Source organism: Terasakiella sp. 4MB5A (genome assembly GCF_050058155.1).
In the GTDB taxonomy this organism is placed as follows: Bacteria; Pseudomonadota; Alphaproteobacteria; order Rhodospirillales; family Terasakiellaceae; genus Terasakiella; species Terasakiella halodenitrificans.
Genome location: NZ_CP188815.1, coordinates 384,714 through 398,062 on the forward strand (window position 1 = coordinate 384,714; position 13,349 = coordinate 398,062).

Annotated in this window: 15 protein-coding genes; 6 read left to right on the plus strand and 9 right to left on the minus strand. The window is 46.2% G+C overall.

The features are described 5' to 3' along the window. Positions 1-109: 109 nt before the first annotated feature. The 3 genes from ACI0FF_RS01870 (at position 110) to ACI0FF_RS01880 (ending at position 3,278) form a co-directional block, all read left to right on the plus strand. On the plus strand, positions 110-691 hold the full coding sequence (locus ACI0FF_RS01870; RefSeq protein WP_419798461.1) for a TetR/AcrR family transcriptional regulator: 582 nt from the start codon (positions 110-112) through the stop codon (positions 689-691). A gap of 82 nt (positions 692-773) precedes the next feature. Continuing rightward, a complete protein-coding gene (locus ACI0FF_RS01875; protein ID WP_419798462.1) occupies positions 774-1,298 on the plus strand; it encodes a peroxiredoxin-like family protein in 525 nt (174 codons plus the stop codon). A gap of 543 nt (positions 1,299-1,841) precedes the next feature. After that, positions 1,842-3,278, plus strand: coding sequence for an ATP-binding protein (locus ACI0FF_RS01880; protein WP_419798463.1), 1,437 nt, complete (start codon positions 1,842-1,844; stop codon positions 3,276-3,278). Between the two features lie 23 nt (positions 3,279-3,301). Here ACI0FF_RS01880 and ACI0FF_RS01885 read toward each other — a convergent pair whose 3' ends face one another. Next, the gene (locus ACI0FF_RS01885; protein WP_419798464.1) at positions 3,302-3,763 is read right to left on the minus strand and encodes a MarR family winged helix-turn-helix transcriptional regulator; all 462 of its coding nucleotides are present in this window, start codon (positions 3,761-3,763) and stop codon (positions 3,302-3,304) included. A gap of 88 nt (positions 3,764-3,851) precedes the next feature. Between ACI0FF_RS01885 and ACI0FF_RS01890 the strand changes: the two genes are divergently transcribed. Together ACI0FF_RS01890 and ACI0FF_RS01895 are read left to right on the plus strand one after the other, a co-directional pair. Then, a complete protein-coding gene (locus tag ACI0FF_RS01890; RefSeq protein ID WP_419798465.1) occupies positions 3,852-4,514 on the plus strand; it encodes a fumarylacetoacetate hydrolase family protein in 663 nt (220 codons plus the stop codon). Between the two features lie 51 nt (positions 4,515-4,565). Next, positions 4,566-4,802 carry a hypothetical protein gene (locus ACI0FF_RS01895; protein WP_419798466.1) on the plus strand — a complete coding sequence of 79 codons (237 nt, stop codon included), beginning with the start codon at positions 4,566-4,568 and terminating at the stop codon, positions 4,800-4,802. Here the strand turns inward: ACI0FF_RS01895 and arsJ are convergent. From arsJ to ACI0FF_RS01910, 3 genes are read right to left on the minus strand one after another with little or no spacing between them, the layout of a single operon-like run. After that, on the minus strand, positions 4,784-6,004 hold the full coding sequence (gene arsJ / locus ACI0FF_RS01900; protein ID WP_419798467.1) for an organoarsenical effux MFS transporter ArsJ: 1,221 nt from the start codon (positions 6,002-6,004) through the stop codon (positions 4,784-4,786). The genes ACI0FF_RS01895 and arsJ overlap by 19 nt on opposite strands. Next, positions 6,001-7,011 carry an ArsJ-associated glyceraldehyde-3-phosphate dehydrogenase gene (locus ACI0FF_RS01905; protein ID WP_419798468.1) on the minus strand — a complete coding sequence of 337 codons (1,011 nt, stop codon included), beginning with the start codon at positions 7,009-7,011 and terminating at the stop codon, positions 6,001-6,003. The genes arsJ and ACI0FF_RS01905 overlap by 4 nt, the downstream gene beginning before the upstream one ends. A gap of 6 nt (positions 7,012-7,017) precedes the next feature. Next, a complete protein-coding gene (locus ACI0FF_RS01910) occupies positions 7,018-7,326 on the minus strand; it encodes an ArsR/SmtB family transcription factor (protein ID WP_419798469.1) in 309 nt (102 codons plus the stop codon). A 121-nt stretch (positions 7,327-7,447) separates the two neighbouring features. On the opposite strand from ACI0FF_RS01910, the gene ACI0FF_RS01915 reads away from it, so the two are divergent. Continuing rightward, positions 7,448-7,966 carry a nucleoside 2-deoxyribosyltransferase gene (locus tag ACI0FF_RS01915; RefSeq protein ID WP_419798470.1) on the plus strand — a complete coding sequence of 173 codons (519 nt, stop codon included), beginning with the start codon at positions 7,448-7,450 and terminating at the stop codon, positions 7,964-7,966. On the opposite strand, the gene ACI0FF_RS01920 is transcribed toward ACI0FF_RS01915, so the two are convergent. The 5 genes from ACI0FF_RS01920 to rpoH all read right to left on the minus strand — a co-directional run bounded on the left by ACI0FF_RS01920 (position 7,941) and on the right by rpoH (position 13,229). Then, a complete protein-coding gene (locus tag ACI0FF_RS01920) occupies positions 7,941-9,227 on the minus strand; it encodes a hypothetical protein (RefSeq protein WP_419798471.1) in 1,287 nt (428 codons plus the stop codon). The two genes, ACI0FF_RS01915 and ACI0FF_RS01920, sit on opposite strands and share 26 nt — an antisense overlap. A 65-nt stretch (positions 9,228-9,292) precedes the next feature. Next, positions 9,293-10,081 (minus strand): alpha/beta fold hydrolase, encoded by a 789-nt coding sequence (locus ACI0FF_RS01925; RefSeq protein ID WP_419798472.1) that lies wholly within the window; start codon positions 10,079-10,081, stop codon positions 9,293-9,295. A gap of 78 nt (positions 10,082-10,159) precedes the next feature. Next, a complete protein-coding gene (locus ACI0FF_RS01930) occupies positions 10,160-10,522 on the minus strand; it encodes a response regulator (protein ID WP_419798473.1) in 363 nt (120 codons plus the stop codon). Positions 10,523-10,634: 112 nt separating this feature from the next. Then, positions 10,635-12,173, minus strand: coding sequence for a sensor histidine kinase (locus ACI0FF_RS01935; protein ID WP_419798474.1), 1,539 nt, complete (start codon positions 12,171-12,173; stop codon positions 10,635-10,637). A 165-nt stretch (positions 12,174-12,338) separates the two neighbouring features. Continuing rightward, complete coding sequence (rpoH, locus tag ACI0FF_RS01940; RefSeq protein WP_419798475.1) at positions 12,339-13,229, minus strand: RNA polymerase sigma factor RpoH; 891 nt, start codon at positions 13,227-13,229, stop codon at positions 12,339-12,341. Between the last annotated feature and the right edge of the window lie 120 nt (positions 13,230-13,349).

Here is a 13,349-nt window from a genome sequence, read left to right on the forward strand (position 1 = left end):
AAACCATTTCGCGAAAAGAAGCCAAGTGTAGAATGAAAGACACCGCCCTTGATTTTAAAAATCTTTTCCTTTATTTTTGAATGATCATTCATTTAATGGATCTAAAATTATGGCTCGTCCGCGTTCCTTCGATAAAGAAACGGTTCTTACACAGGTCATGACCTTGTTTTGGGAAAAAGGTTATGGGGCGACGTCGATGATGGATATTCAGAACGCAACGGGCTTGAAACCGGGCTCGCTTTACGACTGTTTTGGGGATAAACACCAATTGTTCCTTGATGCAATTGGACATTATCGCAATACGGTCGTGCGTCAACGGTTGAATAAGCTGGTTTCCCCTGGCCCCGCGCGACCCAGATTAGAAGAATTTTTCAATGATTTGATCGAATTTTCATTGGGCGAAGGTCGAAAGCTCGGGTGTCTTATGTCTAACAGTGCGGTGGAAATGTCACAAGTTGATCCACAAATCAAAGACTTGGTGCAAGATAACTTGGTTGAAATTGCGCAAGCATTTTGTGATGTGGTGCGTGACGGTCAAATTAGCGGGGAATTTAAAACTGAAGAAGCAGCAGAAGATATTGCGCGTTTTCTGGTCAGTACGGTACAGGGATTGCGTGTTCTGGCCAAAAGTTCCACCAGTAAGGAAACCTTAACCACCACAACCCGTCTGGCTTTGAAAATTCTCGATTAAGAAGCTGTTCACAAGGATGTGAATTTACAAAAATATTTTTTTGACTTATTTTTGAACGATCATTCAATAAAGGAGTTTGAATATGATCACCCCCCGTAAAGAAGTTCCTGATTTTGCCGTTACATCATTGGATGGATCTACATGGCGCCTATCGGAACGGTCCCCCGAAAATTTCACCATGATCGTTGTCTATCGTGGGTATCATTGCCCATTGTGCAAAATGTATTTGGGCAAACTGACAAAATTGGTCGACGGGTTGAAGGAACGTGGCATTGATTTGTTGGTGACCAGTTCGGACACACAAGAACGTGCACAGATGGCTGTGGAAGAATGGGATATTGCCAATCTTCCCATGAGCTATGGCCTATCCATCGAAGATGCTCGTAAACTGGGGCTTTTTGTCTCTAACGGAATCGGTGTAACCTCGACAGGGGTTGAGGAACCTGAAATTTTTGCAGAACCGGGTCTGTTGATGGTTCGCCCCGATCAAACGCTTTATTTTGCCGATATCCAAACCATGCCGTTTTTACGCCCGGACTTATCCGGTCTGCTGGCTAATCTGGACTTCATCCTTGCAAAAGGTTACCCGGCGCGCGGCGAAGCCTAGAGCAAATCCCGAGCAATCTGTTTAGATTGCGACGACGTATTTGCGTAAAATCAATAATCTAGAGCATGACACATGATTCAAATCAAAAGGGACATGCTCTAGAAAGTAAGTTGCCCCTCCTGTGGTGATAATGCCTTATGCCGTCATCCCCGTGAAAACGGGGACCCATTTGTATTGAATGAGAAATAGTGACCTTATTTATATAACTGGGTCCCGCATCAAGTGCGGGATGACGGTCTTTGTTTACTGAACCTTTGTGCTCATTTTCATATAAAGTTCTTTTGTCCTGATTGGAAACAAGGATTTATCGGTATCGCTTTTGGTGGATTCCTTATCGTATTCACAGTTTTTGTGATGGCGATTTTTAGTTTTTTCAAGTTGCGCAAGTATTTGAATTACAGAAAAAACTACCAACGGTTTATGAATAGCTATAATCGGATGCCGAAACGAACTTTCTAAGATCATTGCCTTGCGCTTAGGTCAAAGCTTGCGTATTCTCTTGCCATAATAAAGGTTTAAGAAACAGGTTGGGGCATTTGCAATATGGAAACATATGGGGTTGAGACGGTTAAAAACCGCTTGTTGTTCGATAACCCGTGGTGGGCATTGGACGATCAGGCACCCCCTAAGTTTAAACAACCGTCCAAGCGCCTGTTTTTTGAACAATTTGCCCAAAAGGTTGAACAAGGCGACATTGGGCGTGCGGTTGTTTTATCCGGTCCGCGCCGTGTTGGTAAAACCGTTATGGTCCGCCAGATGGTCGCGCGTTTGATCGAAGGTGGTGTATCGCCTCGACATGTTTTATTGGCATCTCTCGGCACGCCGACTTATTGGGATGTTGGTTTTTATAAAATTATTGAATTGTTCATGGCGCGCAATGCTGAAACGGCAGAAGGCAAGACGCTTTATGCTTTTTTGGATGACATGCAATATATCGCTGATTGGGAAGGCGACCTGAAAAAAGTTGCAAAAGATTTTCCACAGGTTCGCATTGTTGCGGCATTGTCGGCGGGTGTCCCGTTGGCAGAAGAAATTGAAGCCAAAGATCCCGGTTACGATGTAGCCGTTTTACCACCTGTCAGTTTTGCTGAATTTTTACGCTTTCGTGGACGTGAGCAGGAATTGTTTGGCGGTGATCCTGCACAGCACAGGTTGGCATTTAATCATTCAAACCTATCTGCGCTCAACCGGGAGTTAAACTATTACATTAATTACGGTGGCTTTCCTGAGAGTATCCTTGGGAAAATACAAGGTGCGCCTTCACCGCTTTTTGTACGCGACGGGATGATTGAACGTTTGCTGCATAAAGACACAGCATCCTTTTTTGGGATTAACGATTTAAAGGGATTATCTCACCTTTTTACTTTGCTTGCTTATAATACGGCGCTTGAAGTGAGTATTGAGGAACTGGCCCGTGAAACCAAAATTGCCAAAAATACCTTGCGCAAATATCTCGATTTTTTGGAATCCGCTTGGTTGATCCGGCGTTTGCATCGGGTGGATAAAAATGCCAAACGGTTTCAGCGTGCGGTGTCTTTTAAGGTTTATATTACCTCACCCAGTTGGTATGCCGCCCTTTTTGGCCCTGTCTTACCCAATGATGACGTTTATGGACGTTTGGTTGAAACGGCGGTCTATACGCAATGGTTGGGGGCCAGCAAACGTATTTCTGCGCTGACTTACGCCAGCTGGCGCGGAGGCAAGATCGATCTGGTCGGTTTTCAGGATCTGGCGATGCAAAAACAACGCGCACCGGAACCCAATTTGGTGATCGAGATGGATTGGAAGCAAAAGCTGTCCGGGTTTGGTGAAGGACCGCAGACGGTCACAGAATTTGTGCGCTTGAACTGCAACGGTGAAGAAGACACCTTGTTGCTGACGCACAATATGGTGCGAACCGGCTATCACCGCCATGTGCGCATTCAATCCGTTCCCGCCAGCCTTTATACTTATGGTCTGGTTAATGAGTTGCCAGACTAAACCATATTTTCCAGAAAAAAGACTTAAAGCCCAGCTGCACTATTAAGTTTGCGCAAAAGCGTAATAAGCTGGACGCTTTCTTCTTCGCTAAGACCGCTGGTTGTGACTTTGTCGCTTTCTTTTGCCAGTTCCAGCCCGCGTTCGTAAACCCGTTGACCTTCCTCGCTGAGGACCAGTGCGTTGGAGCGACGGTCTGTCGGGGAGGGTTTGCGAATGACAAGACCACGATTTTCCAGTCCGTCAATGACAGCAACCATTGTGGAACGTTCCACCCCTAATGACCGGGCCACAGCTGATTGTGACATGCCTTCATTACTGGCGATCAAAGTGAGAACGCCGAACTGGCCGGGTGTGACCTGGATCTCGCCCATAGCCCCTGAAAAATTGTTGAAAGACGAAACCTGTGCGCGGCGCAGGTGATAGGTCATCAACTCATTTAAAGGGCCAATATTTGTTTTTTGATTTTTCGTACCAAGATCAGACACCAAAAAACCTCTCGGATGGTTTTAGATTAAATGTTATGGATACAAACATATAACCCGTTTACCCGTCTGTCCAGCTTTGGAGTTTATAATGAGTTACGTTCTGCCGCTTTGGACCCCACCTGCGTTAAAAATTGCCGGAACGGAGGATGAATTCCCCATTCGTCGCGTTCATTGTGTTGCGAAAAATTATGGTGAACATATCCGGGAGATGGGTGGGGACCCGCAAAAAGTAAAACCCAAGTTCTTTTCCAAGTCCGCCCATGCGGTTGCGGCAGGCGTGGATGAGGTGACGATTGATTATCCGCGCGCCACAAATGACCTGCACTATGAAGTCGAACTTGTTGTTGCCTTGGGTGAAAATGCTGAGGTCTATGCCTATGGCATCGGGATTGATTTTACCAAACGTGATGTGCAAGCCGTAGCAAAAGAAACCGGTATGCCGTGGGATACCTCGAAAAATTTCACAGGTGCGGCAGCGGTTTCACAGCTGACATTGGCAGATCAATGTGGGGATATGAGCCGGGGTGCCATCCGTTTGTCCGTCAATGGGGACGTGCGTCAACAAGGTGATTTGGGCCAAATGATTTATGATGTGCAAGAAATTATGGCGCATCTGGAAAGTTATGATGCCCTGTTGCCTGGTGATATTATCTTTACCGGAACGCCGGCAGGTGTCGGGGCGGTTAAGGCTGGGGATGTCATGGTCTGTACAATTGAGGGCTTGCCAGATTTCACGGTCAAGTTGGTGTAAGCAATGCGATTTCTGTTTGTCTTTTTTGCTGTTGGGATGTTCGCGGGATGTATGACTACGCCAACATCCCATTGGCAGCATAAAACCATTCCATCAGAACAATGGGGCAGTGATCAACGCCGCTGTCAACGTGCAGCGGAACGTTATCTTGGTCTGGATACGCAATATCACGCTGACCGTGGGCTTAGTGCTTATGATGAACGTATGCGCCAGTTTGAGGTCGGAAAAAAAATGACGAAACTGGTCGGTGATTGTATGCGCAAACGCGGTTATGTTCCTTTGGATTGAAGCGATGGTTTTTTGTTCAGCAAGATCATACTGCTGGCGGCAATAAAAACCATTATGGCGGAAACGCCAAGGCAGGCTTCCAGCCCTGCCCATTGGTAAACCAGACCGGACAACAAGGTGCCGATCAGGCGACCGAGTGCGTTTGCCATATAATAAAACCCAACACTTAGGGAAACCTTATCTGCATCGCTGAAAGAAACAATCAGATAGGAATGCAAGGAAGAATTCACCGCAAAGGCGAGAGCGAAAATCAAAAGACCGCTGATGAGAATCCAGACAATGTAATCGGGCAGGAACAGACAGCCCAACGCCATGGAGGCAGGTAAGATCAGCAGGATAAATCCCCATAAGATTGCGGCCTGTGTCCCACTTTGGGCATCTGTGGTTTGTTTACTCAGGCGGGGGACGAAGGCTTGAATGATGCCGTAACCGACAATCCAAGCCGCCATGAAAAAACCGATCTGATTAAAATTCCATCCAAGTTGTTCTGCAAAAAAGACCGGGACGGCAACTACAAACCAAACATCACGCGAGGCGAACAAAAAGATACGGGCAAAAGATAGGATATTGATTTCACGGGATTTGGAAAAAAGGTCTTTACCTGTGATTTTTGATTTCGCTTTCCCAAGTTCCCCGTGAATGAGGTTAAGGGCGATAACAAGGATAAGGCCCAATACCCCCGCCATAGCCCACAGTGCCTGTTGGAAGCCCAGTGTTTCCAGTAAAAACCCACCGAGAAAAAAACCGATCCCTTTTAAGGCATTTTTTGAACCGGTCAGTAAAGACACCCATTTGAAAAGTAAACCTTCGTCGGAAACCACCAGTTTGACCGCACTTTTGGAAGACATTTTGGTCAAATCCTTGGCAATCCCGCTGAGGGCTTGTGCGGCCATTACATAGGCAACAGACAAAGACATTGCCCAGTCTGCCTGTAATAAGGACAGCATGATCAGGGCGAAAATTTGTACACTTAACCCGGCAAACAAAGTCAGGCGCAGACCAAAGCGCGCCCCGATCCATCCGCCGATGAAATTGGTGAGAATGCCCATTGCCTCGTAAAGCAGGAAGAGGAAGGCAAGATCCAGCGGGGTATAACCAAGATGGTGGAAATGTAACAACACCAGCATGCGCAACGCCCCGTCACTTAGGGTAAACCCCCAATAACTGGCGGTAACGCAGGCATAGTTTTTTACATCCGTCATGCTTGTTGCGCCATCATTTGGGCGATATCGACCATGCGTTCGACATATCCCCATTCGTTATCATACCAAAGATAAACTTTTAAATGGGTGCCATCGACAACCAGTGTTGAAGGACCGTCCACAATGGTGGAGCGTGAATCATTGGTGAAATCACAGGACACCAGCGGACGGCTTTCGTATCCGAGAATACCTTTTAATTCCCCTTCTGCCGCCTTGGCAAACAAGGCATTGACCTCGTCTGCGCTGACCGTGCGTTTTAATTCAAACACACAATCGGTCAACGAGGCATTCAACAGGGGAACACGTACCGCGTGACCGTCCAGTTTTCCTTTCAGGTCCGGGTAAATAACCGTGATGGCGGTTGCAGATCCGGTGGTTGTCGGGATCAGGGAATTCAGGCCGGACCGCGCCCGGCGCAAATCTTTATGCGGCGCATCGACCATAATCTGGGTGTTGGTAACATCATGAATGGTGGTAATGGAACCACGTTCAATCCCGATATTTTCGTGAATGACCTTAATGGCCGGGGCAATACAGTTTGTCGTACAAGATGCCGCAGTGACAATATGGTGTTTTGCCGGGTCATAGAGATGATGATTGACCCCATAAACGATGTTGAGGGCCCCGTCCGTTTTGACAGGGCAGGCAACCAGAATTTTTTTAATGCCGTGATCGAGGAAAGGTTGCAACAATTCATCTGTGCGGTATTTGCCGGAACATTCCAACAACAGGTCGATGCCCATTGCCGCCCAGTCTATTTTTTCAGGGGCGGTCGTTTCAGAAAAAGACAGGGTTTTGCCATCAATGGTGATGCTGTCTGCCTTATGGGAGATATCGTCGCCCCATGTACCGTGAACGGTATCAAATTGCAGCAGGTGGGCTGCGCATTCAGCCCCGCCTTTGGGTTCGTTGATATGGACAAATTCCAGATCGGGATTGTTCCATCCGGCGCGCAGAACCAAACGGCCCATACGCCCAAAACCATTGATTGCCACACGTAGGGTCATTTTTATCTATTCCTCTGTTGATCGGCATAATTCGGGCTGTCCATTACAACATTCATCTGACAGAAAGTTGATCAGGGCATTCATTGTCTTAAAATCTGCAACATAGATGAGGGACCGCGATTGACGTGTGCGTTCAATCAGGCCTGCGTTGCGCATCTGGTTCAGATGATGGGACAGGGTGGAGGCGGTGATGTCACACGCAGTGGCGATGTCACCTGCACTTGCCCCGTCCGGTCCTTGTCGTACCAGATAGCGAAAAATTCTCAGGCGTGCTTCAGAAGACAGCGCGCCTAACATCTCGGTTGCATTATTCATTTCCATATTTCGACAATAATCGAATTATGGGAGAAATCAAATGACATTTTTATGAATGTTTGACGTGTGGATTGAGGATTGTCAGACTGCTTCAAACAGTCTGATTTTGAAAGATAAAGAGATGACAATTCGAATTTATTTGGCAGGCCCCGGTGTTTTTTATCCCGATCCGGTTGCGCATAGCCAAGAATTAAAAGAGATTTGTGCGCAATGTGGTTTGGAGGGTGTTTTTCCTATGGATGCAGGGCTGGATATTTCAAACTTAAGCAAGCATCGGGCAGCCCACGCCATTTATGAGGCCAATATTGAATTGATTGACAGTTGTTGCGGGGTCATGGCGGACATGCAGGCCTTTCGGGGGCCGGGTATGGATGGGGGAACCGCTTTTGAAATGGGATATGCTGTGGCAAAAGGCCTGCCAGTTGTCGGGTATAATGCACGATCAACATATCTGGAACGCACGCGTGGTTTTTATAATGGGCTACAGAAACAAGGTCGGGATGAAGCGGATCCACTTGGGCTGATCGTTGAAGATTTTGATCTGGTGGATAATTTGATGATGGCTTGTGGTGCGCAGGCGATTGTTTGTGATGCGCAAAATGCGGCTGATCTTCTTAGCCGTTTGTGCGCGGCGGATTGATAAAGGCCATATAAAAACCAAGCAACAGGCCGACCACATTAAGGCTGAGCAAGGGACTGAAAAACATCAGAGGATTAGCGGGGCCAATACCGATATGCGCGCTTAGGATGGTTTGACATTGAACAGCAAAAGCACTGATAAAGGCCAAGGCAAAAGCACCGTTAAATGATTTCCCCCTTATCCAAAACCACAGACCAATAAGGCTGGTCAGTAAGCTGATTGCCCAAAAAGGATAAGACAGCATATTGTCCGATGCCCATATGCGGCGATAATGGGTCAGTGTGATTTCTAAGAACGCCAGTGGGTCCTGAACAATGCGCGATGATGCGATATCCATGCGAATGTCATCAACGGATTTATCAAGCATAAAACCGGCTTGTGTCAGCGCATTGATGGCGAAATCGTTGCTGACATATTGTTGTTGGGAAAGCAACAGCTTGCTACGTGTTCTAAAATCGTCTTCTTGCCAAATCTCATTGCGAATGCTTTGAAGATCTTGTTCAACTTTCTCCCATAAAGCGGTGCGTGGATCTTTTGAGGCATAGGGCGATTGCTGGTTACTGTTCATCAAGGCGGCACTGGCAAAAACATTGGCTGCTGCCGGTGTGTATTCTTGGTTGTTATGTAAAGTATGATAGCTGCTGGCTTCAAGTGATATCAAGGCGATACAGGAAAGGGCGGGCACAAGAAAGGCTTTGGTAAAAGAACAATGATTTTTGCGTAGGAAAAGTGTCGGTGCAATAATCAGCAAAGGTAGATAGGCCATGCCAAAGGGGCATAGGGTGATGGCAACGCCAATACTGATGCCAAAACCAAATAAAGCGAAAAAACCATGCGAAGCAATGGCGTGCAGCAAAAAGCCAAAAATCATCAGACTTGTGCTGATGAAAAGCGAGTCTGGCTGAATTGCAAAATGTGTGTTCAAAATAAACGGATTTAGCAAAAGACAGAGCACGCATAGCAAAGCAAAAAAATGATTGGTGCTGATGCGGTAAATACCGAGTGCCAATACAAAGACAGTAAAGGCATAGATCCAGACTTGCAGATAAGCAATATCCATATGCTCAGGTGAAATCAGGCTCAAAAAGGCCAGAAAAATTGGATACCCCAAGGAATGAGCTGGGGAGAAATTAAAAAAGGCTTCTGATCCTTCAATCATAACCTCTTGGTTCAGGGGGAAGAATGTCAGAAGCAGGGCAATGGTGAAAGGCAGGATCATATGTCCAACGATGGCGCGTATCGTGAGCTGTGATCTGAACATCCTATAGCGTTTCCTGCATGTGAAGCTGGGACACTGTGCCTAAAAAAATATTAAAACGCAAGTCATTAGGCGATTTTCTTAATGAAATCCTTCATGGCTTGCATTACGGGTATGGTGGCCTGAAAGTGTGGAATATGTGCACAATTGGGAACCATGAAAGGTGTGGCTGGCCCGCTTGACTTTTCAACGATAGATTGGACTTGTCGTTGGCTACCATATTCATCATCAATACCTTGGATAACCAATAAGGGGCAGCTGATGTTTGCCAGCAGGTTTTCCATATTCCAATGACGAAACTCAGGCGTTAGCCATGTATCATGCCAGCCTCGAAAGGCTTTATCTGTATTATCGCCATGATAACGTGCTAGTTTTGATTTAAGGTTATCGTTTTTGAAATATATTTTTCCAGCCTCAACAATACCGTCAATCGTAATATCTTCGACAAAGACGTGTGCGGCTTCGGTAATGGCTGCGCATAGTTTATCTGCATGGAAGGCCGCATAAATCAGTGCAATGGACCCCCCATCGCTATGACCAACCAGCAACGGATTTTTAATATCGCCTTGTTCAAGAACGATGGGCAAAATATCACGACCTTCGCGTTCTAGATAGTCGACAGGCCGGGGAACAAGACCGAGGGGAGAAGACTGGCCGAAACCGATCCGTTCATAGACAAAACCGTTTAAACCGGTTTCTTGACAGAGCTTTTCAGGAAAATCTTTCCACATTTCGAGGCAACCCAGGCCTTCATGCAGAAAGACAAGGGTTGGTTTGTGGTCGTCTTCGTGCAAAATAACATGTTTCGCCCGCATGCATTGGGTTTGGAAGTCAATGTTTTGAAAGCTTATTTTCACGGTGTGCCCTGTTAATATAGATTTTTCTTATTGGTCACTATATTAACTGTTCGTAAATCGAACAATAATTATTTTAAATTAATGGGCCATTTTTAAAAGATGGTCGATTGTTTGCAGTAATTTTCTTGGTTCAAATGGTTTGGATAAGGTGGCTGCAGCGCCTAATGTTTGTGCAAATTCCAGTGGCTCAAAACGACTGGAGGAAACGCCACTCATAGCAATGATCGGAAGGCTGTCTTTCAAGGTCAGAATAAATTGATAGCCATCTTTCTTGGGCATGAAGATATCGACTAAGGCAACGTGGACGCGGTTTGCATTGATCTGTTCAAAAGCTTCATCACCATCATGTGCGCACAAAGTCTCAAAACCATGGCTTTCAAGATAAAGCTGTGTACTTTCTAATATCATGGGATCGTCGTCTACGATCAAGATGGTGGTCATAGCTGCACCTCCGGGGTAATCTAACCTTGAGATTGCTTCTACTTTAAAATACTCAATTTTAAGCCGCATCATTCAAATGGGTTAGAAACCTTCAAAACTAAGGTAGCTAAGGCTAAATGGTATAATCCTGATTTCCGTCATTTAATAAATCTTGGTCACCAGTCGGGATGGTAAAGAAAAAGGTTGCCCCTTCACCAACAGTGGCTTGTGCCCAGATATCTCCGCCATGACGATGAATAATACGCTGAACGGTGGCCAAGCCAACTCCGGTACCTTCAAATTCTTTTGGGGAGTGTAAGCGATGGAATGGGGAAAAGAGTTTTTCCGCATAAGCCATATCAAAACCAGCACCATTATCGGATATAAAATAAACAATACCATCATCTTGTTTTAATTTACCGAAGCTAATTTCACTCAGCTCTTCATGTGATGTATATTTCCATGCATTTGAGATTAGATTTTCCAAAGCGAGACGAAGAAATCTTTTATCGCCTTGTGTATGGATATTGGGTTCAATATGAAGTTCGACATCGCGTTGTGGCGAAGCATGGAGCAGATCTTCAAAGATTTCTTGTGTTAATTTGGATAGATTGACATCACTACGGTGCAACTCACCCCGGGTGCTGCGCGATAGTTTGAGAAGATCATTGATCAATTGGTCCATTCGCGCGGTTCCTTTGCGCACCCGTTCCAGATAATGACGGGCTTGGCCATCCAATTGATTGCCATATTCATCTTCTAAGATATCACTAAAGCCGGAAATTGTCCGTAACGGGGCACGCAGGTCATGGGAAACGGAATAAGTGAAGGCTTCCATTTCCTTGTTGGCGGCTTCCAGTTCACTGGTGCGCTGACGGACCCGTTCTTCCAAACGTTGGTTAAGTAAGCCAATCATTTCTTGTTTTTTCTTGAGTTGCCCTTCGGCGTAATAACGTTGCAGGAGTGTCTCTTGAAATTCTTCCAGAACGGAATTGAGTTTGGTGATGAGGAGGCCGATTTCATCTTCTTGATGACCTTTTGGGATGGCAAGTTTTGTCCGTCCAGGGTTTTCGGGATCAATGTCCGACATACTATTTAAGGCAGTCATAACCGGGCGACCCAGCGTAAAGTAAAATAAAAATCCGAAGATCACAGCCAGGATTGTATTGCGCAAAATGCCAAGTAAAATCACAAAACCAGCCCGCTGAATGAAATTTTGCGCAATTAGAAACCTGTCAACTTTAACGTGCATTTCACCAATGACGGTCTGACGCTGTTCTTTGATATATAATGGGACCGTATACAGACTGGACCCGGCGGCCATCAAAGGGCCGAGCCATTCCAGATTATGAGTGGTTGTTGGTCGTTCTTTAAATGCCAACTGCCGCCCAAAATCATCGTTTATTTGGGCAAAGTGAATGGGGCGATATTCGAACAAGCCATTGATGACGCGTGCCGCCAGTTCTTCGTTTAAACTGTAAGCTGCCTGTGCAGCAGATTCTTTTGACGTATTAAGAACCTGACGTACGGTTTTATCGATATGTTCCTGTTCGGCACGGAAATCAAAAATAATCTGCCCAATGGAAAGGGTGACACCTAAAGCCAGCGCAACGAGAATAGCATTTCGTGTTTGGCGAAAGAACAGCCGTTTTCTCAGCTTGATGTTGTGCATAACCTTCCCAAACATCCTAAAAGGTGTACTGGACATAATGTGAAGGGAGTGTAAAGCATTAATGTGAAAGGGGCAAATCCATATATTGCAGTAGATATCGCATCCTGCAAGGCAGTCGGATATCTACTACAGCGAATAGGAGAGGATGTTGCAAGTGTGCCGTGATTAGGTTAATTGAGGTGCAAGGCTATTGCCCAGAATAAATTCTTTGACCTTTTTAAAGGCGCGTGCTTCCAATTGGCGAACCCGCTCGCGTGAAATGCCGTATTCTGCGCCAAGCTCTTCAAGGGTTGGCGGTTCTTCGGACAGGTGGCGGCGTTCAAAAATGTCACGATCGCGTTGGTTCAACTCATCAAGGGCCTGCCCAACGAGTTCATTGCGCATGGTGTGCATTTGAGTGTCGGATGCAATCCTTTCCGGGCTCGGGCGATCATCTTCCAGCAAGTCCTGATGTTCACCGCCTTCATCAATGGACAGTGGAGCATTCAGCGACATGTCACGTGAGGATAGACGGCGGTTGAGGTGCATGACCTCTTCTGTGGTTGCATTCGTTTGTTCTGCGATTGCTGCAGCTTGTTCATCCGTCAGTTCGCCATTGTCGATGATGGACAGTTTTCTTTTGGTCCGACGTAACGAGAAGAACAGTTTTTTCTGCGCAGCCATTGTACCAAGGCGCACCATTGACCAGCTTTGCAGAATATATTCTGTCACACTGGCACGGATCCACCACATGGCGTATGTGGACAGGCGGAACCCTTTTTCGGGTTCAAATTTTTTCACGGCTTTCATCAACCCGACGTTGCCTTCACTGATCAAATCAGCAACCGGCAGGCCATAACCCTTGTAACCCATCGCAATTTTTGCGACCAGGCGTAAGTGGCTGGTGACCAGTTTGTGCGCGGCTTCAACATCGCCACTGTCATGGAAACGTTTTGCCAGCATGTATTCTTCATCGGCGCTCAGGATGGGAAACTTCCACGCCTCACGCAAATAAGTATTTAAGCTGTCACCGGAATCGCTCGGCAATGCGGGCAGATTTACAGTCGATACGGACATTTGATAACTCCCTATTCTTACAACAGTGACACGCAACTTAATGGTCGAAAAATAAACCTTGTTGTGTGCCGGACACGCTAAAAACGAAGCACGTGTTTTAAAAAATATGTTTGCTGTTTC

Excerpts from the sequence above, each read along its gene's own strand:
- ACI0FF_RS01870 (WP_419798461.1), top strand. The coding sequence starts at position 110 with ATGGCTCGTCCGCGTTCCTTCGATAAAGAAACGGTTCTTACACAGGTC.
- ACI0FF_RS01875 (WP_419798462.1), top strand. The coding sequence starts at position 774 with ATGATCACCCCCCGTAAAGAAGTTCCTGATTTTGCCGTTACATCATTG.
- ACI0FF_RS01880 (WP_419798463.1), top strand. The coding sequence starts at position 1,842 with ATGGAAACATATGGGGTTGAGACGGTTAAAAACCGCTTGTTGTTCGAT.
- ACI0FF_RS01890 (WP_419798465.1), top strand. The coding sequence starts at position 3,852 with ATGAGTTACGTTCTGCCGCTTTGGACCCCACCTGCGTTAAAAATTGCC.
- ACI0FF_RS01895 (WP_419798466.1), top strand. The coding sequence starts at position 4,566 with ATGACTACGCCAACATCCCATTGGCAGCATAAAACCATTCCATCAGAA.
- arsJ (WP_419798467.1), bottom strand. The coding sequence starts at position 6,004 with ATGACGGATGTAAAAAACTATGCCTGCGTTACCGCCAGTTATTGGGGG.
- ACI0FF_RS01905 (WP_419798468.1), bottom strand. The coding sequence starts at position 7,011 with ATGACCCTACGTGTGGCAATCAATGGTTTTGGGCGTATGGGCCGTTTG.
- ACI0FF_RS01910 (WP_419798469.1), bottom strand. The coding sequence starts at position 7,326 with ATGAATAATGCAACCGAGATGTTAGGCGCGCTGTCTTCTGAAGCACGC.
- ACI0FF_RS01915 (WP_419798470.1), top strand. The coding sequence starts at position 7,448 with ATGACAATTCGAATTTATTTGGCAGGCCCCGGTGTTTTTTATCCCGAT.
- ACI0FF_RS01920 (WP_419798471.1), bottom strand. The coding sequence starts at position 9,227 with ATGTTCAGATCACAGCTCACGATACGCGCCATCGTTGGACATATGATC.
- ACI0FF_RS01930 (WP_419798473.1), bottom strand. The coding sequence starts at position 10,522 with ATGACCACCATCTTGATCGTAGACGACGATCCCATGATATTAGAAAGT.
- ACI0FF_RS01935 (WP_419798474.1), bottom strand. The coding sequence starts at position 12,173 with ATGCACAACATCAAGCTGAGAAAACGGCTGTTCTTTCGCCAAACACGA.
- rpoH (WP_419798475.1), bottom strand. The coding sequence starts at position 13,229 with ATGTCCGTATCGACTGTAAATCTGCCCGCATTGCCGAGCGATTCCGGT.